This window comes from Caulobacter sp. FWC26, assembly GCF_002742645.2.
Classification (GTDB): Bacteria; Pseudomonadota; Alphaproteobacteria; order Caulobacterales; family Caulobacteraceae; genus Caulobacter.
This window is the reverse complement of record NZ_CP033875.1, coordinates 1,185,574-1,203,324: the sequence shown is the minus strand read 5'-3', so window position 1 is coordinate 1,203,324 and position 17,751 is coordinate 1,185,574. Positions and strand designations below refer to the sequence as shown.

Annotated in this window: 15 protein-coding genes and 1 pseudogene; 10 read left to right on the top strand and 6 right to left on the bottom strand. The window is 67.7% G+C overall.

Translation table 11 applies throughout. The features are described 5' to 3' along the window. The 3 genes from CSW63_RS07225 to CSW63_RS07215 all read right to left on the bottom strand — a co-directional run bounded on the left by CSW63_RS07225 (position 1) and on the right by CSW63_RS07215 (position 4,121). Positions 1-144: a hypothetical protein gene (locus tag CSW63_RS07225; protein ID WP_127846947.1), complete on the bottom strand. Its 144-nt coding sequence runs from the start codon at positions 142-144 to the stop codon at positions 1-3. Positions 145-389: 245 nt separating this feature from the next. Beyond that, on the bottom strand, positions 390-3,458 hold the full coding sequence (locus CSW63_RS07220; RefSeq protein WP_062095617.1) for a TonB-dependent receptor: 3,069 nt from the start codon (positions 3,456-3,458) through the stop codon (positions 390-392). 384 nt (positions 3,459-3,842) lie between these two features. After that, a complete protein-coding gene (locus CSW63_RS07215; RefSeq protein ID WP_062095619.1) occupies positions 3,843-4,121 on the bottom strand; it encodes a DUF1272 domain-containing protein in 279 nt (92 codons plus the stop codon). 329 nt (positions 4,122-4,450) lie between these two features. On the opposite strand from CSW63_RS07215, the gene carA reads away from it, so the two are divergent. The 3 genes from carA (at position 4,451) to CSW63_RS07200 (ending at position 7,596) form a co-directional block, all read left to right on the top strand. Then, complete coding sequence (gene carA / locus CSW63_RS07210) at positions 4,451-5,620, top strand: glutamine-hydrolyzing carbamoyl-phosphate synthase small subunit (protein ID WP_062095621.1); 1,170 nt, start codon at positions 4,451-4,453, stop codon at positions 5,618-5,620. A 184-nt stretch (positions 5,621-5,804) separates the two neighbouring features. Next, the gene (locus CSW63_RS07205; RefSeq protein ID WP_062095623.1) at positions 5,805-6,539 is read left to right on the top strand and encodes an SDR family NAD(P)-dependent oxidoreductase; all 735 of its coding nucleotides are present in this window, start codon (positions 5,805-5,807) and stop codon (positions 6,537-6,539) included. A 16-nt stretch (positions 6,540-6,555) separates the two neighbouring features. Next, on the top strand, positions 6,556-7,596 hold the full coding sequence (locus CSW63_RS07200) for an alcohol dehydrogenase family protein (protein WP_062095625.1): 1,041 nt from the start codon (positions 6,556-6,558) through the stop codon (positions 7,594-7,596). Positions 7,597-7,688: 92 nt separating this feature from the next. Here the strand turns inward: CSW63_RS07200 and CSW63_RS07195 are convergent. Together CSW63_RS07195 and CSW63_RS07190 are read right to left on the bottom strand one after the other, a co-directional pair. After that, positions 7,689-8,219 (bottom strand): annotated as a pseudogene (locus CSW63_RS07195) (DUF559 domain-containing protein); the annotation flags it as partial. A 24-nt stretch (positions 8,220-8,243) separates the two neighbouring features. After that, positions 8,244-8,483 (bottom strand): flagellar basal body rod C-terminal domain-containing protein, encoded by a 240-nt coding sequence (locus CSW63_RS07190; protein WP_062095629.1) that lies wholly within the window; start codon positions 8,481-8,483, stop codon positions 8,244-8,246. Between the two features lie 412 nt (positions 8,484-8,895). Between CSW63_RS07190 and CSW63_RS07185 the strand changes: the two genes are divergently transcribed. Next, on the top strand, positions 8,896-10,611 hold the full coding sequence (locus tag CSW63_RS07185) for a M20/M25/M40 family metallo-hydrolase (protein WP_099503856.1): 1,716 nt from the start codon (positions 8,896-8,898) through the stop codon (positions 10,609-10,611). Between the two features lie 192 nt (positions 10,612-10,803). Next, on the top strand, positions 10,804-11,454 hold the full coding sequence (locus tag CSW63_RS07180) for a DUF998 domain-containing protein (protein WP_062095633.1): 651 nt from the start codon (positions 10,804-10,806) through the stop codon (positions 11,452-11,454). Between the two features lie 18 nt (positions 11,455-11,472). On the opposite strand, the gene CSW63_RS07175 is transcribed toward CSW63_RS07180, so the two are convergent. After that, the gene (locus CSW63_RS07175; protein ID WP_062095635.1) at positions 11,473-13,677 is read right to left on the bottom strand and encodes a methyl-accepting chemotaxis protein; all 2,205 of its coding nucleotides are present in this window, start codon (positions 13,675-13,677) and stop codon (positions 11,473-11,475) included. Positions 13,678-13,788: 111 nt separating this feature from the next. Here CSW63_RS07175 and CSW63_RS07170 point away from each other — a divergent pair, with 111 nt between their 5' ends. The 5 genes from CSW63_RS07170 (at position 13,789) to greA (ending at position 17,717) form a co-directional block, all read left to right on the top strand. Then, on the top strand, positions 13,789-14,451 hold the full coding sequence (locus CSW63_RS07170) for a glutathione S-transferase family protein (protein WP_062095637.1): 663 nt from the start codon (positions 13,789-13,791) through the stop codon (positions 14,449-14,451). Between the two features lie 64 nt (positions 14,452-14,515). Next, positions 14,516-14,944, top strand: coding sequence for a VOC family protein (locus tag CSW63_RS07165; RefSeq protein ID WP_062095640.1), 429 nt, complete (start codon positions 14,516-14,518; stop codon positions 14,942-14,944). A 186-nt stretch (positions 14,945-15,130) separates the two neighbouring features. Next, a complete protein-coding gene (locus tag CSW63_RS07160; RefSeq protein WP_082749448.1) occupies positions 15,131-15,487 on the top strand; it encodes a hypothetical protein in 357 nt (118 codons plus the stop codon). Continuing rightward, a complete protein-coding gene (locus tag CSW63_RS07155) occupies positions 15,484-17,088 on the top strand; it encodes a methyl-accepting chemotaxis protein (protein WP_062095641.1) in 1,605 nt (534 codons plus the stop codon). The genes CSW63_RS07160 and CSW63_RS07155 overlap by 4 nt, the downstream gene beginning before the upstream one ends. A gap of 155 nt (positions 17,089-17,243) precedes the next feature. Continuing rightward, positions 17,244-17,717, top strand: coding sequence for a transcription elongation factor GreA (gene greA / locus CSW63_RS07150; protein WP_062095643.1), 474 nt, complete (start codon positions 17,244-17,246; stop codon positions 17,715-17,717). Positions 17,718-17,751: the final 34 nt, after the last annotated feature.

Below are 17,751 nucleotides of genomic sequence, written 5' to 3'. Positions count from 1 at the left end.
CTAGAAGGTCAGCGCCACGAAGACCACCGCGCTGATGGGAATCGCCGCCGAAAGCGCCATGTGCAGAAGGGTTTCGCCAAGCGTGAGAGCCGAGCGAGCGGGGGGTGAAACCTTGACCGGGGATGGGTTGGCGGCGGTGGCCATGGACGTTGCTCCTTGCACGGTGGAGCTTGCCCGGAAGGTGTTAACGAAGCTGAATCGGGAAGCCCTAACCGATTGCGACAAGTTGTCCGCGCGACGCCCCGCTCCCCCAAAAAAAGAGCGGCGCGCTTCGCGGGGAAGCGCGCCGTGGAACACCGCAACAGCCCGGAGGAGAAGGGCCGAGCAGTCGAGAAGTAGACCCGCCGGCGCCGGGAAAGGCCGGCGCCGCCGGGCGGGGGGTTAGAAAGTTAGAAGCTCATCCGCAGACCCAGCACGTACTGGCGGCCGGGCTTGTAGTAGGTGAAGGTCGCGTTGTCGTACTGGAAGTACGAGCGCAGCGACTCGTTGGTCAGGTTGGTGATGTTGAAGGTCACCTGCGGCGCGTTGTTCAGGCCGAAGATCTTCGCCAGGTCGTAGGTCGAGGAGAAGTCGGTCTGCTTGTAGTCGTCCGAGAACAGGGCGGCGGCGGCGATGCCGTTCTGGTTCAGGCCGCTGACTTGCGAGCCCTTCCGGAACACATGGCTCAGACGCAGGCTGACGCCGTTGTGCTCGTAGTAGCCCGTCAGGTTGTAGGTGTACTTGGCCACGCCCAGCGCGGTGGCCGGACCGTTGCTGGTCTGGTCGACGATGGTGGCGTTGGCGTTGACGCCCAGACCTTCGACGCCGAAGCGGCTGGTCAGGAAGTCGAGCGGTTGCACCCACTGGAACTCCAGGCCGTTGATCGTGAGCTTGTTGGGCACGTTGATCTGCGACTGGACCTGAACCTGGGCCTGGGTCGGGCCACCGCGCGAGTTGATGGCCGTCTTCTGCGTGTCGTTCAGGGTGTCGTAAGTGATGCCGTATTGCGCCAGGGCCGCGAACGGCTGGGTGGTCACCTGGTTCTGGGTAAAGCCGGTGATCGACTTGCGGAACGCGTTGACCGCGATCAGGCCTTCCTGGCCGGTGTAGAACTCGAAGCCAAGGTCGATGTTCTTCGAGAAGTACGGCTTGAGGGCCGAGTTGCCGATCGTGGCCTGGTCAGCCGACGGCGCGCCGAAGCTGACGCCCGGTAGCTGGGCGGCCGGGTCCGGGCGGGTCATCGTCTCCGACACCGCCGCGCGGGCAACGGCGCGCTCGCTGACATCATAGGCGATGCTCGCGGCCGGGAGCCACTTCGAGTAGGTGTTCTCGGTGTAGACGAAGTTGGTGATGTTCGGGTAGCGCGCGCCATCGGCGAGCGCGCCCGAAGCCGGCGCGTTGCGCGGATCGGCCACCGAGACACGGCCACCGATCGTCTGCTTGGTGCGGACATAGCGGACGCCGACATTGAAGCGCAGGTCGCTGTCCAGCACCTGGGTCACGCCGTTGAGTTCGGTGAAGGCCGCGCTGTTCTTCTCGTTGATGTAGCCGCCGCTGGCGCCCGTGTTGGAGCCGCCGGTCTCAGGTGTGTTGTCGTGGAATTGGTCGTACTTGGACGCCTGCTTGACCTTGTCCCAGTCGACCGTGACGAAGCCGGCGGGACCGGGCTTCAGGTAGCTGGCGATCGCCGTGGTCGGGATCAGCGAGCCGCCATAGCTGAGCGGCGTCGTCTGGCCGGCCGTGTAGCCCGTGCCGTAGCCCGGATAGGTCGGATAGCCGGCCGGCGCGGCGCCTGGCTGGTTCAGGCCCTGACAGGGCGGCTGCCCGTTCGGCGAGGGCAGGAAGATGTTCGGATTGTTGCCGCAGGTCGCGTTCTGCCAGGCTTGGCTGTTATCGTAGCCACGAATGGTGCGCGAGATGTCGTCGTAGTTGGCGCCCACCTTCAGGTTCAGAGCCTGGTCGCCCCAGGTGAGCGCGGCGCGCGCGCCCTTGGTCTCGTACCAGCGCTTTTCGTCCTGCATGTTCACGCGACCGCCGGTCCAGACGAAGTTGGCCGGGTTGTTCAGGTCGACACTACTCTTGATGGTCGGGACGCCGGTCGGGTTGGCGGTGTATTCCACCGTCGTGCCCACGCCCAGCGCGGTGACCGGACCGAACGTCGGGCTTTCGCGGTGGAAGTTGCTCTTGGTGTAGTTGGCCTGGGCCTCGAACTTCAGCTTGTCGTTGATGCGCCATTCGCCGCCCGGATTGATCCCCCACAGCTCGGTCTTTTCGAGATAGGGACGGAATTCCAGGAAGAAATTCGAGTTGGCGTAGGTGCCCTGCGTCACCGTGCAACCGGTCGAGCAGTCGGCCTTGTCGTACTTGGTGTTCAGCGGAATGACCGCGCCGTTGCGGACGATCCACATGATGTCTTCGCGGATCAGGTCGGTCTTCTTGTAGCCGTACATGCCGTCGACATAGAAGTTGACGTCGTCGTTCGGACGCCACTCCAGGCTGCCGACCAGATTGATGCGGTCGCGGTTACCGTAAGAGGCCGACGGGCGGCCGATGCGCGGCAACAGGCCGTTGTCGATCTGCTGGATGGTCGCGCCGGGGTTCTTGGACAGCAGGAAGTCGCGGTCGATCACCGTGCCGGCCACCAGACCCCCGCCCGCGCCGACCGGAACCGTGCCCGGGATTGTCCAGTTGCCGCCGCCGGTGGGATTACAGCCGCTGGTCGCGCCGCACTGGGCGGCCGACAGGTTCGGATTGGTGTAGCCGATGGTTTCGTAACCGCGGGTGTCGGTCTTCAGGCGCTGGCCCGAGATCCCGAACAGGACGCCGAAATTGTCCCAAGTCTTGCTGGCGATCAGCGAGCCCTTGCCGCCCAGCTTGGCGCCGTCGGCCTTCACGCCCTGAACGTTCATGCTCAGGTGCTGGCCGGGACGATCGAACGGACGCGCCGAGCGCATGTCGATGTTACCCGCAGCGCCACCTTCCAGCAGGCTGGCCGAATAGCTCTTGTTCACCGTCAGCTTGGTGAAAAGGTCCGTCGGGAAGAAGCTGAGGTCGACCGAGCGGTCGGTGCCTTGCGCGTCGGTCGCGCCCGACGAGGCCACGGCGATCGAGGCGCCGTTCAGCGTCACATTGGTGAAGTTGCTGCCCAGACCCCGGATGGCGACGTTGACGCCTTCGCCGGTGATGTCGCGGGTGATGGTGATGCCGGGAACGCGGTTGAACGACTCGGCGATGTTGGAGTCGGGGAACTTGCCGATGTCCTCGGCGAAGATGGCGTCGGCGAAGCCGGTAGTTTCGCGCTTGGCGACCGTCGATTGCGCCAGGCTCTTGCGATAGCCCGTGACGACGATCGCGTCGACGGCGTCGTCGGCGGCCGGCGCGGTCTGGGCATGTGCTTCAACAGCGATCATGCCCGACAGCATCGTAGCGCCCAGAAGCGCGGCGCGGCGCAGACGCGCGCCCATAGCGAATTTCCGCATTGAGATCCCCTTCCTCCCGAAAGCCCGCTTGAAGACGAGCAGCCTTGCTTTTTGGCGCTCACATTTTGGTAGCGCTACCAGACCCTCTCGCAAAACGACGCGTTCGTCAACACATCTGACATCGAGGTCAGACCTTTTGACACCGGGAGCAGACATCGAAGGCCGACGTCACACGTCCAGTTACAGCGATTTTGTGGGCACTATCGACGGAGTTTCCGCCCGCGAGCCGCACTTTCCGTTTTCTGTGGCCGGCGCCTGAGCGCGGCGATCAGGCTGGAGATCGGGCCAATCGTCCTGACCAATTGACGAGGTTCGCCGGGTATATTCCACCCAGTGTCCAGGCCATTTGAGGGACGGCAACGAGTATCGCCCCTCAAGGACCGTTCAGGCGCGCCCGGCAGGTTGATCGCCAAGCCCGCGCGGCGTTCGGTTTATGAGGCGTCCGCGCGTCACGCGCCGCAGCGACGCCGGATAGCGGTGGAGTTGGCTCTCTGGCCGGATCGGCCGCGCCACCAGACCACCGCCGCAATCGGGACAGCGGTCGTCGTAGGCCTCGGCGCACGCGGCGCAGAAGGTGTGCTCGAAGGTGCAGATTCGAGCCGCCGGGCTGCACGGCGGCAGATCGCGGTCACAGCACTCGCAATTAGGACGCAACTCGAGCATGGGTCGTCCTCCCGTGATCGTCGCGCTTCGATGGCTTGGAAGCCTTGCACCATAAGGGTTTCTGACACCTCGAGGCGAGGCCCGGCGTTCACCGATCACGGGAATGTGGCGGCGCGACGAAAGCGCGTGATCGACAGGGGTTGACCCCCTCCCCCATAGCCCCTAGACACCGCGCCGTTTGCGCGGCGGACGGGCCCAAAGCCCGTCCGCTTTCTTGCAAGGAGACGCCCCGCCGCGCGGGGGCCGGATGGGGGTTACCCCGGGTCCGCCTTTTTGCGAAATTGTCCGCCCAATTCCGGGCCTAACCGCGTTCAGGAGCGCTGCATAGAATGTCCCAAGACCTTCTCCCCGGCGTGACTGGCGTGTTGGCCCTGGCCGACGGCACGATCCTGCAAGGCGTGGGCTGCGGCGCGGTCGGCGACGCGGTCGGCGAGGTGTGCTTCAACACCGCCATGACGGGCTATCAGGAGATCCTGACCGACCCGTCCTATATGGCCCAGATCGTGGCCTTCACCTTCCCGCACGTGGGCAATGTCGGCACGAACATCGAGGACGTCGAGCAGATCACCGGCGTGGCCGAGACGGCCGCCCGCGGCGCCCTGTTCCGCGACGTCCCGACCGCGCAGGCCAACTGGCGCGCCAATGGCGACTTCGACGCTTGGATGAAGAACCGTGGCGTCATCGGCCTGGCCGGGATCGACACCCGCGCCCTGACCCGCAAGATCCGCGAGACCGGCATGCCGCACGGCGTCATCGCCCACTCGCCCGAGGGCAAGTTCGACCTCGCCGCCCTGGTCGCCAAGGCCAAGGCCTGGGCCGGCCTGGAAGGCCTCGATTTGGCCAAGGACGCCTCGACCACCCAGACCTTCACCTGGGACGAGGGCCTGTGGTCTTGGCCGGAAGGCTACGCCAAGCTCGACAAGCCCAAATACGAGGTCGTGGTCGTCGACTACGGCGTCAAGCGCAACATCCTGCGCGCGCTGGCCCACGTCGGCGCCCGCGCCACGGTGGTGCCGGCGAACACCTCGGCCGAGGACATCCTGGCCCGTAACCCCGACGGCGTGATGCTGAGCAACGGCCCCGGCGACCCGGCCGCCACCGGCCAGTACTCGGTGCCCGAGATCCAGAAGCTGGTCGCCAGCGGCAAGCCGATCTTCGGCATTTGCCTCGGCCACCAGATGCTGGCCCTGGCCCTGGGCGCCAAGACTGTGAAGATGGAACAGGGCCACCACGGCGCCAACCATCCGGTGAAGGACCTGACCACCGGCAAGGTCGAGATCGTCTCGATGAACCACGGCTTCACGGTCGACAGCAGCTCCCTGCCCGCCCCCGTGCAGGAGACCCACGTCTCGCTGTTCGACGGCACCAACGCCGGCATCGCCCTGAAGGACAAGCCGGTGTTCTCGGTCCAGCACCACCCCGAAGCGTCTCCGGGCCCGACCGACAGCTTGTACCTGTTCGAGCGGTTTGCGGGCCTGATGGATCAGGCGAAGGCGTAAGAGACTTCTCGAGACAACCATTCCTCGTCATCCCGGCCGCAGCGAAGCCGACCCGGGATGACGAGGGTGATTGCTGCGGCCTCTACGAAACCTGGACCTGCTGACACGCGCGTTGTCATCAGGAAGGGTTTTGACCTCCCCTACGTCACCCGCGCCTATCCTTTGAAAAAGGGAGGACGCGGGGATGAACGACACCGATTTCACCGGCAAGCGCGTGCTGGTCGTGGGCGGATCCAGCGGGATCGGCAACGGGATCGCGCACGCGTTCAAGGCGCGGGGCGCAGAAGTCGCCGTCTGGGGCACGCGGGCCAGCGCGGAAGACTATGACCCCGCCGAGGGCTCTGACCTGACGGGCCTTTCCTACGCCCAGGTCGATGTCGGCGATCCCGACGCCATCGACGCCGCCCCCGCCCCGTTCCAGACGCTGGACGTCCTGGTCCTCTGCCAGGGGACCGTCGTCTACAAGCGCGGCGAGTTCGAGCGGCCCGGCTGGGACCGGGTGATGGCGGTCAATCTCGACAGCCTGATGGCCTGCGCCCGCCGCTTCAAGCCGGCCCTGACGACCAGCCAGGGCAGCGTGATCATCGTCAGCTCGATCTCGGGCCTGAAGGCCAATATCGGCAACCCGGCCTATGCGGCGTCCAAGGCGGGAGCCATCAGCCTGACCAAGACCCTGGGCCAGGCCTGGGCGCCCGAGGGGGTGCGGGTCAACGGCCTGGCGCCGGGCCTCGTCGAGACCAAGCTGACCAAGGTCACCACCGCCAATCCCGAACGTCTGGCCGGGGCGCTCGCAACCATCCCGCAGCGCCGGATGGGCACGCCCGCCGACATGGCCGGGGCGGCGCTGTTCCTGGCCTCGCCGCTCGCATCTTACGTCACCGGCCACACCCTCGTGGTCGACGGCGGCCTGTCGCTTTAGGGGGGGGAGAGAGACGATGAAAGCCCTGCGCTACCACGGCGCCCGTGACGTCCGCTACGAGAGCATGGACGATCCAACGCCCCAGTCGGACCGCGACGCGATCGTCAAGGTCACCGCCTGCTCGATCTGCGGCTCGGACCTGCACATCTATCACGGCCATGGCTTCTCGGAGGACCTAGGGTTCTGCGTCGGTCACGAGGCGGTCGGCGAGGTGGTCGAGGTCGGGCGCGGCGTCCAGCGGCTGAAGGTCGGCGACAAGGTGATGCTGCCGGCCGCCGTGGGCTGCGGACGCTGCCGCTCGTGCCTGTCGGGCGTGATCCAGACCTGCGAGAACGCCGAAGGCGCCTGCTATGGCCTGTCGGCGCGGCTGCAGGGCTCGCAGGCCGAGGCCGTGCGCGTGCCGGCCGCCGACATGAACGCCGTGCCGGTGCCCGACGGCGTCTCGATGGACCAGGCGCTGATGATGACCGACGCTCTGGCGACAGCCTGGTTCGGGGCCCGCAACGCCGAGGTGCGGCCGGGCTCAAGCGTGGCGGTGATCGGCCTTGGCCCCATCGGCCTGATGGCGGTGGAGAGCGCCTATGTGATGGGCGCGCACGTCGTCTACGCCATCGATCCCCTGCCCGCCCGGCGGACCCTGGCGCAAGAGGCCGGCGCGATCGCCCTGCATCCCGACGAGGCCCTGGCGCGCGTGCGCGAAGACACCAAGGGTCGCGGCCTGGATTGCGTGATCGAGGCGGTCGGCGGCGAGGCGACGGTCGACGCGGCCCTGCGTCTGGTGCGGCCGCGGGGCGTGGTGTCGGTGATCGGCGTGCAGCAGGCCAAGCGCTTCGCCTTCCCGCTGGAACGCGCCTTCGGGGCGGGCCTGACCTTCCGGGTCGGCACCTGCTCGGTGCCCGAGGAACTGCCGGCGCTCTTCCCGCTGGTCCGCTCAGGACGCCTGCGGCCCGAGAAGTACATCAGCCACCGCATGGCGCTCAGCGACGGCGCCGAGGCCTACCGCCTGTTCGAGAGCCGCGAGGCGGGCGCGCTGAAAATGGTGCTGACGCCGGGGTGAAGACCTGCTGCCCTCTCCCCTTGCGGGAGAGGGTGGCCCGAAGGGCCGGGTGAGGGGTCGCGCCGCGCTCTCCGGAGAGGTCTATCAACCCCTCATCCGTCGGCTTCGCCGACACCTTCTCCCGCAAGGGGAGAAGGGGGAACGGCGCAAGCTTCCAAGATAAGCCCCAGGACGCGGTCGGGGGTGTTGAGTTCTTCGTTCTTGAATCTGAGCACGCGGAAGCCCTGTGCGGACAACCAAGCATCACGCTCGGCGTCACGCGCCGCATCGTGAAATGGCCCGTCGGCCTCAATGATCAGCCGATGGCGCAGGCGGGCGAAGTCGACGACATAGCGGCCGATAGGCAGTTGGCGGCGGAACTTGAGGCTATCCAGGCGACGATCTCGCAAAAGCCGCCAAAGCACCCGCTCCATCGCAGGCGCGTCGCGACGCAGACGCCGCGCGAAGTCGAGTTGTCGAGATCGCTCCATCACGATCAGAACAATACAGGAACAATCTCAGCCTGAAAATAGTGGGAGCCGCCTCCCGCAAGACTAGGGGGCAAAGCGGGAGGCGGCGGCCGGACGCCCGCGGCAATGGGGGGCGCTGCCAGGCGTCCGGCGGGGGAGCCCATCGCCCGGACACGAGTCCGGAAGGGATGGACGGGCTCAGACCTTCATGTCGAGGAGGGCGCCGGTCATCTTGTCGGCCGTACGGACCACCGCCGCATTGGCCTTGAAGTCGGTGGAGGCGCCGATCTGCTCGACGCGCTCCTTGACGTAGTCGACGTCGCGGGGCTCGGCGTTCTTCTCGGCCTGCTGTTCGCCGGCCGCCACGCGCTGGGCGCTGGCGCTGAGCCGATCGGCGGCGGCGAGCATCCCCGAGGCGGCAATGGATAGGGCCTGCATGACAGTGTCCTCTCTGCTTGCCTGGGGTTATCCGATAGGTTGGGTTAAGCCCTGGCGAGGAGAGATGGTAAAATTCACGGCTCGGTGACGATTTTTGACGCCCGTTAACCCGCAACGGGTTTGATCAGCCCCTCGGATGAGGTGCGATCTTCCGCCCCTCGGACCGCTCACGGGCACGGCGTGCGCGTGTTGGGGCGAGGGCGGAACCGCCTGACCCTAACGCCGCGCTTCACGCCAAAACCTGCCCAAGATTACAAAACGTTCAGACTCCCCCGTCTCGACAAGCTGTCACAGGGTCGACATGGTTCGCCGCCGTCGCGGACTTGGGGGTCCGCGCCGCGGGGGATTGGGGCGGTCGCGCCTCCAAAACCAATCATAATTTTGGCTACACGCCCGAGGAGCGTCTCAAGTCATGTCGTTTATCCGTCGCGCCGCGCTCGCCAGCGCCGCCCTGCTGATGGTCGCGCAACCGGTCCTGGCGCAGGCGCCGGCCAAGCCCGCCGCCGTCCAAAAGGTCGCCCCGAAGGCGCCCAAGAAGACCGGCCCGGTCTCTGACTTCACCCCGTCGGCGGACATCATCAAGACCCATATGACTTTCCTGGCCGACGACCTGCTGGAAGGGCGAGAAGCCGGAACGCGTGGCTATGACATCGCCGCCAACTATGTGGCCGCCCAGTACGCCCTGCTCGGCGTCAAGCCGGCCGGCGACAACGGCGGCTACCTCCAGCGCGTGCCGCTGATCTCGTTCCGCCCGGCGGGCGAAGGCGCGATGACCGTTACGGGCGCCGACGGCAAAGCCGTGGCCCTCACGTTCGGCGAAGACTTCCTGCCCACGCCGCAGGCCCAGGCCACCGACCTGACGGTCGAGGCGCCGGTGGTGTTCGTCGGCTACGGCGTGGTCGACCCCACCCGTAACCGCGACGACTATGCGGGCCTGGACGTGAAGGGCAAGATCGTCGTCATGCTGGGCGGCGCCCCGGCCTCGATCCAGACCGAAGAGCGCGCGCACCTGAGCAGCCCGAACACCAAGCGGGCGGAAGCCGAGAAGCGCGGCGCCGTCGGCGTCATCACCCTGTCGACCCCGAGCGGCGAAAAGCGCCGTCCGTTCAAGGCGGGCGTGGCCGGCATGAAGGCTTGGCGCGTGGTGTGGCGCAACGCCCAAGACGTCGGCTCCATCCGCGCCCCGGGCGCCCCGGCGCTTGCGTCGCTGAGCCAGGCCGGCGCGGCCAAGCTGTTCGCCGGCGCGGCGGGCTCGCTGGAAACCGCCATGGCCGAGGCCGAGAAGCCGGAAGGCGCCGTCAAGGGCTTCCCGCTGGCCACCAAGGTCAAGATCGAGCTGAAGACCGCGGTCGAGAAGCGCGAGAGCAGCAACGTCGTCGGCGTCATCGAGGGTTCGGATCCGACCCTGAAGGCCCAGACGATCATCCTGTCGGCGCACCTGGACCACATCGGGATCAAGCCGAACGCCAAGCCCGGCGAAGACGCCATCAACAACGGCGCGCTGGACAACGCCTCGGGCATCGCCACCCTGCTGGAGGTCGCGCGCGGCTTCAAGAACAGCAAGGTGCGCCCCAAGCGCTCGATCATCCTGCTGGCGGTGACCGCCGAGGAAAAGGGCCTGGTCGGCTCGGACTACTTCGCCAACAACCCGACGGTGACGAAGGCCGACATCGCCGCCAACGTGAACCTGGACATGCCGGTCCTGCTGTATCCGTTCACCGACGTGATCGCGTTCGGCGCCAACCGCTCGACCGTCGGCGACGCCGTCAAGCACGCCGCCGACCGCCTGGGCATCGGCCTGTCGGGCGACCCGCTGCCGGAAGAAGGCCTGTTCACCCGCTCGGACCACTACCGCTTCGTCGAACAGGGCGTGCCGTCGGTGTTCCTGATGACGGGCTTCCAGAACGGGGGCGAGAAGGCCTTCACGACCTTCCTGAAGACCAACTATCACCACCCGGCCGACGACCTGAAGCAGCCGATCGACTATCAGGCCGCCGCCAAGTTCGCCCTGGTGAACTACGAGATCGCCCGCGAACTGGCCAATGCGCCGGCCCGCCCGACCTGGAAGAAGGGCGACTTCTTCGGCGCCGCCTTCGCTCCGGCCGGTCACCCGTCGGCGGCGAAGTAGGCGCCTCAGCTTGTCATCCCGGAAGCCTCGCAAAGGCTATCCGGGACCCAGGGGCCAACGCACGGCCGCTTGCCCCTGGGTCCCGGCTCTCCCCCGGCTTTCGCCGGGGTCCGGCCGGGATGACATGGTGTTTTGGTGGACGCGCTGGATTGACCCCGCCGCCGCCCCGCGCGATTTCTAGTCGTCTCTTCAATCAGGACTGATCTGTTGACCGCCCGCACCGGCGCCTACCTGAAGATCGGCGTGATCGCGCCGGCCCTGATGGTGGCCGACGTCTGGCTGGCGCAGCGGCTGTTTCCAGGCTTTGACGCCGGCGCTCAGTTCATTAGCGAGCTGGGCGGACCGGCCGCGCCAATGCCCGAAATCTTCAACTACGGCATGGTCGTCGCCGGGATCGCGGGCCTGTTCGCCGGCGCAGGGTTCACCCACGCGCTGGAACACGCCGGCGGACGCCGGGTCGTCTCGGCCTTCGCCGGCCTGTTCGTGGCCTTGACGGGCCTCGGCGCGGTGTTCGCCGGCATCTTCCATTGGCCCGACCCGATGCACCGCGCCTGCGGCGTGGGCTTGGGCATCCAGTTCGCCCCGCTGTTCGCCGCCTGGGCGTTGTGGGGCCAGCCGGGCTACCGGCGCTTGGCGCACTTTTCCCTCGGCTGGTTCTTCGGCCTCTTGCTGGTCTTCGCGCTGCTGACCGGTGTCTGGAACGTCCGCACAGGCCATGACGTCGGCTACTGGCAGCGCGGCCACGCGTTCCTGGGCCTGCTGTGGTTGGGCATCGCGGCGTGGACCCTCGAGCGCGGCTGGCGGGCAGCCATCATGGACGAGATCGAGACGGCGTCGGCCTGAGCCTGCCCCCCCCCCGAACTAAGCCGCGCGGCGGCGGGTCGCGCCGAGACGGAAGCGTCCCACCAGAGACATCAGACGCGCGCCCTGGCCGGCCAGGGCCTCGTCGGCCACGCGGGCCTTCTCGACCATGGCCAGGTTTTCCTGAGTGAAGCGTTCGATCTCCGAGACCTCGGTGTTGACGGCGCTGAGGTCGCGGGCCTGATCCCGCAACGCCTCGGCGATGCGGCTGGCCGCAGCGTCGATGCCGGCGATCCGACCGGCCACCCCGTGGAGCGCCGCGCCGGTGCGCTCGACCAAGGCCACCCCGGCCTCGACACTGGCGCCGGACTCGCCGATCAGCCCCTTGATCTGCCGCGCGGACTCCGCCGAGCGCTGGGCCAGGGCGCGGACCTCCTGGGCCACCACCGCAAAGCCGCGTCCGGCCTCACCGGCCCGCGCCGCCTCGACCCCGGCGTTCAACGCCAGAAGGTTGGTCTGGAAGGCGATATCGTCGATCAGCCCCACGATATCGCTGATCCGGCGCGAGGAGGCGTCGATCTGGCCCATGGTCTGGGCGGCCTCGCTGACCACCGCGCCGCCTTGGTCGGCCTCGCCCCGCGCGGAACCGACCAGTCGGCGGGTCTCGTCAGCGTCGGCCGCAGCGCCGCCCATGGCGTCGGTGACGGCGTTGAGCGAACCGGCGGCGCGCTCAAGTCCCATGGCCTGGCGCTGGGTGCGACGCGCCAGCTCGCCAGAGGCCTGCGACAGGGTGTCGGCGGCCGCGCCGATGGCGTCGGCGGCCTCGGCGATCTCGCCGATCGCCTGCTCCAGGCTTTCAACGGCGGTGTTGAAGTCCTGGCGCAGCGGCTCGTAGACGGGCGCAAAGGGGCCAGCGATGCGGCGTGACAGGTCGCCGCCCGCCACCGCCGCCAAGGCGTCGCCAACCTGGGTGACGACATCGGTCTGCTCGTCGATCGACAGGGTCAGGGCTGCGGCGCGATCACGATCGGCGTCGGCCGCCCGGCGCAGGGCGTCCTGCTCATCGCGCAGCGCCTGGGCGCGGGCCAGCTCCGCCCGCAAGGTCTCAAGCGCGCGGGCGATCGAACCGATCTCGTCGGCGCGTTCGGTCTCGGTGACCGGACGGTCATAGCGGTGCTCGGCCAGGCCCTTCACCGTCTCGCGCAGCGTCAGCAGAGGTCGGGCGATCAAGGCCCGCGAGGCCACCGCCAGCACGCCGAGCGCCGCCGCCAGAAGCGCCAGCCCCCCGATCGCCAGGCCCACCGCCAGGCGGCGGGCAGGGGCCAGTAGCGCGGCTTCGCTGACATCCACCACCATGGCCCAGGTCGCGCCCGAGGCCAGCCGCACCGGCGCCACCAGGCGCTGAGCCTTGTGGCCGTTCAACCTCACCCCAGCAACCACCGCCGGCTTACCGTCGACCATGACCCGGCGCACCACGTCCAGCCCCGGATCGGCGTAGGGCTTCATCCGCAGCGCCGCGTCGGGATGCGACACCCACAGGCCGCCCGACGAGACCAGCATGGCCCGGCCGTCGTTGAAGGGCTTCAGCGCGTTCAGCCGCGCGGCGATGTCGTCCAGCGCCAGGTCCGCGCCCATCACCCCGATCACCCGTCCGCCCGCAATCACCGGATAGGTGATGGAGGTCATCAGCACCTGCTTCTGGTCCCCGCCATCGGCGACATTGTCGGAATAGGGCTCCATCACCGCCGGTCGGCCGCTGTTGAAGCTGGTCTTGTAGAAGTCCTCGTCGAACTCGCCGTCGTCGCCGCCCGAGATCGCAACACGCTGGCCCTCGCGCACCCAGTAGCCGATGAAGCGACCGCTGGCGGTGGAGCCCAGCTCGGCCTTCCCCGCATAGGCCGCATCGTCGCCCAGGACGTTGGGCTGGAACATCAGCCAGCCGCCCAGCATCGCGTCTGCGGCCGTCGAGACCGGCTTCAGCTGCGCCATGTAGAGAGCGCGATCCCGCAGGCCGGCCTCATAGCTGGCCGCAAACAGCGCGGCCGAGGAGCGCACCACCGCGTCGGCGGCGTCGAGGTCGTTCTTGACCCCCTGAGCGCTCTCGCCGGTCATGCTGGCGGCGTAGCGCTCGGCCAGGTCGCGGACCGCGACATCGCTGCTCCAGGTGATCAGCAGCGAGGCCGCCACCAGGAGCACGCCCAGGGCTCCGCCCCCCGCGACCATCAGCTTACCCGCCAGAGATAACCGATTGAACGCTCCGGTCATCCTTACTCTCCCCAACTCGACTGGAGCGAGAGAAGAGATGGTAAATCTTGCCGAACCTTGAACGCGGCCGCATCGTCGGTCGACGCCTTATCCAAAATGGGGAAACCTTCGATGATCGTGGTCCACCACCTCAACAATTCGCGCAGCCAGCGCGTGCTTTGGCTGCTTGAGGAGTTGGGCCTGCCCTACGAGATCAAGCGCTATCAGCGCGACGCCCAGACCATGCTGGCGCCGCCCGAGCTGAAGGCCATTCACCCGCTGGGCAAGTCCCCGGTGATCACCGACGGCGACACGGTGTTGGCGGAGACCGGCGCGATCGTAGAGTACATCGTCGCCATGTACGGCGGCGGCCGCCTTGTGCCCGCGCCCGGCACGTCCGAACGCCTGCGCTATACCTACTGGCTGCACTACGCGGAGGGTTCGGCCATGCCGCCGCTCCTGATGAAGCTGGTGTTCACCGCCCTGCCCGCTCGCGCGCCCGGCCTGATGAAGGGGCTGGTGAAGTCAATCGCCGCCCGCGCCCAGAAGGGCTTCGTCGATCCGCAGCTCAAGGCCCATATCGACTATTGGGAGGCGGAGCTCGCCAAGTCGACCTGGTTCGCGGGCGCGGAGCTGACCGGCGCCGACATCATGATGAGCTTCCCGCTAGAGGCGGCCGCCCAGCGCGCCGGAGCCGCCGATCGCCCCCGGATCAAGGCGTTCCTCGACCGCATCCACGCCCGCCCCGCCTATCAGCGCGCCCTGCAGCGCGGCGGCCCCTACGACTACGCCTGACGCCTGCTGCCAGAAAGCGACACGGACCGGCGCTAGTCTCAAGACCGACACAAGGAGGAACGCCATGAAGATCGTCACCAGCCTCAGCTTTCAGGGCCAATGTCGCCAGGCTTTCGAGTTTTACGCTCAGGTTCTGGGCGGCAAGATCACGGCCGCCTTTCCGTTCGGCGAGGGTCCGCCCGACGGCCCGCCGATGGACCCCAAGTACAAGGACTGGCTGATGCACGCCTGGCTGGACGTCGGCGACCAGTCGATCATGGGCGCGGACATGCCGCCCGAATTCGCCCCGAACATCGACAAGCCGAAGAACGGTTTTGACGTCACCTACCACACCGACGATCCCGTCGAGGCCCGCCGCGTGTTCGACGCCCTCTCGGAGGGCGGAACGATCGGCATGCCCTTCGCGGAGACGTTCTGGTCGCCGGGCTATGGCAGCTTCACCGACAAGTTCGGCATTCCCTGGATGATCAACACGACACCCAAAGACGCTTGAGCGCGGTGATTCTGCGGCAAAACGGTGAGGTTCGCGGCCCAGTCTTGATCGACATCAAGACTGGGCCGTTCAGCCTGCGGCGAAGCGCCGCTTTTGACGGGAATTAACCTTGAGAGAAGGGACGATCGACGACAACGGCCATACGGATTGTGCGGTTAACGCCCCGGCCCGTTTGGAGATCGCCCCGTGGGTACGCAAACCTCTACAACCCGCCGCTTCACTGCGGTGGCTGGGCCGCTCGTCCTCTCAACCCTAGGCATCATCGCAAGCCTTTTCGCGGCCGTCGCCATTGACGCACAACCGCGTACGCCCGGCCGCGTGGCGGCGGTGTTCCCGCCCTGGTGGGACGCCGCCCGCGTAATCGGCGCGGCGGGGACCGCCGGCGACATCGCCGGAGCGGGCGGCGCGCCGTTCATCGTCATTCTGCGCGGCGACCCCGCCGCCTTGAACCAGCGCGCCCGGACCGCCGGCGCTCTGCTTTTGCTCGATCCCGCCCTCGCCGGCGTCTGCGCGCGCCCGGTCTCGGAGCCAGTACCGTCATGAAGATTACCTTTTCCAACCTGGACGCCCAGCGCCAAGTCGGCGGCAAGCTGATCATCGCCCTCGCCTGGCTGATGGTTCCCATCGTGCTCGGCGCACGCCTTGCGGTCCATGAACCGGTCATGGGCGTTGCGATCGCGGCGGTGTTGGTTGCGGTCGGCGCGAGCCTGGCCTGGAAGTTCGGCGGCGAAGGCTCCGGCGGGCGCGCCCTGGTCGGCGTCGCGCTGATGGCGCAGGTGTCTTTGCTGGTCGCGGCCATGGGCGGTCATGCGTGGCAGACTGACATGCACATGGCCTATTTCGCCGCCCTGGCCCTGCTAGTGGTCTATTGCGACTGGGTGGTGATCGCCGCCGCCGCTGCGACCGTCGCCGTGCATCACCTGGGCCTGTCCTACCTGCTGCCGAGCGCGGTGTTTCCGGGTTCGGCGAGCCTGGGTCGCGTCATCGTCCACGCCGTCATCCTGATCGTCGAGGCGGGCGCCTTGATCGCGGTGACCGCCAGCGTCAACAACATGTTCGCCGTCGCCTCGTCCGAGCGCGCTAAGGCCGAAGACGCCGTGGGCGAGGCCCGCGCCGCCAACGACGCCGCCGAGAGCGCGCGTCGCTCCGAAGAAGAAACTCACGCGCGCAACGCCGCCGCACGGGAGCGGGAAGAGGCCCAGCGCGCCAACGCCGTCGCCGCGCTTGGACAGGGTCTGTCGCATCTGGCCCGAGGCGATCTGACCTTGCGCCTCACCGATCGCTTCGCCGAAGCCTACGAACCGCTTCGCGCCGATTTCAACACCGCCGCCGACAAGCTGGCCGACGCCCTCTCGGTGATCGAACAGCGGGTCAGCGGCGTGCGCGCCGGTTCCGACCAGATCGCCGAGGCCGCCGTCAATCTGGCCCGCCGCACCGAGCGCCAGGCCGCCAGCCTGGAGGAGACCGCTGCGGCGATGGACGAGATCACCGCCACCGTCGGCCAGACCGCCACGGGCGCCAACCGGGCCGCCGACGTGGTGGGCCGCGCTCGCGACGACGCCCGTCGCTCGGGCGACGTCGTGGAACAGGCGGTCGCGGCGATGACCGCGATCGAGGACTCCTCGCAATCGATCAGCCAGATCATCGGGGTCATCGACGAGATCGCCTTCCAGACCAATCTGCTGGCCCTGAACGCCGGCGTCGAGGCCGCTCGCGCCGGCGAGGCCGGTCGTGGCTTCGCCGTGGTGGCGCAGGAAGTCCGCGCCCTGGCCCAGCGCTCGGCCGAGGCGGCCAAGGAGATCCGAACCTTGATCTCGACCTCGACCCAGCAGGTTGAGACCGGCGTGGGCTTGGTGGGCCGCACCGGCGAGGCGCTGGAGCGTATCGTGGCCCAGATCGCCGAGATCGACGGCCTGGTCCGGACCATCGCCGCCTCCGCCCAGGAACAGGCCAACGGCCTGGCCCAGATCAACGGCGCGGTAAACCAGATGGATCAGGTGCTGCAGGAGAACGCCGGCATGGTCGAGCAAACCTCAGTCGCCACTCAGACCCTGAACGCCGACGCCGCCCAGCTGGCGGAACTGGTGAACCAGTTCGAGCTGCCCCATGGGCATGTCCAGCAGCCGCTCCGGCGCCGAGCCTAGACCGCCGGGGGCGCGGGTCGGCGCCCCCTTCAAGCCTAAGCTGGAGCTTGGCCCCCTTGCGTTACCGGGAGCGGGCGCCTATCCTCCCAGCCCCCGGTTGTGCGCGCCCGCGACTGGAAGATCTTCCTCCCAAGGCGTCCGAGCTAAAATCCGCAATGGAAAAAGTGCCGATGACCGTCGCGGGGTACCAGACCCTCGACGAAGAACTGAAGCGTTTGAAGACCGTCGAACGACCGGCCGTGATCGCCGCGATCGCCGAGGCGCGTTCGCACGGCGACCTGTCGGAAAACGCTGAGTACCATGCCGCCAAGGAGCGTCAGGGCTGGATCGAAGGCCAGATCGCAGAGATCGAGGACAAGATCGCCCGCGCCCAGGTCATCGACGTCTCGAAGCTCTCGGGCAAGCAGGTGAAGTTCGGCGCCACCGTCTCGGTGGTCGACGAGGACACCGAGGAAGAGGCGCGCTACCAGATCGTGGGCGACCACGAGGCCGACGTGAAGTCGGGCCGCATCTCGCTGTCCTCGCCGCTGTCGCGCGCGATGATCGGCAAGGAAGTCGGCGAGGTGGTCGAGGTCAACACGCCCGGCGGCGTGAAGGCCTATGAGATCCTCAAGGTGGAGTGGCTGTAAGGCGGCCTTCCGCCTCAGCACCGCCACAAGTCCG

Excerpts from the sequence above, each read along its gene's own strand:
- CSW63_RS07225 (WP_127846947.1), bottom strand. The coding sequence starts at position 144 with ATGGCCACCGCCGCCAACCCATCCCCGGTCAAGGTTTCACCCCCCGCT.
- CSW63_RS07220 (WP_062095617.1), bottom strand. The coding sequence starts at position 3,458 with ATGCGGAAATTCGCTATGGGCGCGCGTCTGCGCCGCGCCGCGCTTCTG.
- CSW63_RS07215 (WP_062095619.1), bottom strand. The coding sequence starts at position 4,121 with ATGCTCGAGTTGCGTCCTAATTGCGAGTGCTGTGACCGCGATCTGCCG.
- carA (WP_062095621.1), top strand. The coding sequence starts at position 4,451 with ATGTCCCAAGACCTTCTCCCCGGCGTGACTGGCGTGTTGGCCCTGGCC.
- CSW63_RS07205 (WP_062095623.1), top strand. The coding sequence starts at position 5,805 with ATGAACGACACCGATTTCACCGGCAAGCGCGTGCTGGTCGTGGGCGGA.
- CSW63_RS07200 (WP_062095625.1), top strand. The coding sequence starts at position 6,556 with ATGAAAGCCCTGCGCTACCACGGCGCCCGTGACGTCCGCTACGAGAGC.
- CSW63_RS07190 (WP_062095629.1), bottom strand. The coding sequence starts at position 8,483 with ATGCAGGCCCTATCCATTGCCGCCTCGGGGATGCTCGCCGCCGCCGAT.
- CSW63_RS07185 (WP_099503856.1), top strand. The coding sequence starts at position 8,896 with ATGTCGTTTATCCGTCGCGCCGCGCTCGCCAGCGCCGCCCTGCTGATG.
- CSW63_RS07175 (WP_062095635.1), bottom strand. The coding sequence starts at position 13,677 with ATGACCGGAGCGTTCAATCGGTTATCTCTGGCGGGTAAGCTGATGGTC.
- CSW63_RS07170 (WP_062095637.1), top strand. The coding sequence starts at position 13,789 with ATGATCGTGGTCCACCACCTCAACAATTCGCGCAGCCAGCGCGTGCTT.
- CSW63_RS07165 (WP_062095640.1), top strand. The coding sequence starts at position 14,516 with ATGAAGATCGTCACCAGCCTCAGCTTTCAGGGCCAATGTCGCCAGGCT.
- CSW63_RS07155 (WP_062095641.1), top strand. The coding sequence starts at position 15,484 with ATGAAGATTACCTTTTCCAACCTGGACGCCCAGCGCCAAGTCGGCGGC.
- greA (WP_062095643.1), top strand. The coding sequence starts at position 17,244 with ATGGAAAAAGTGCCGATGACCGTCGCGGGGTACCAGACCCTCGACGAA.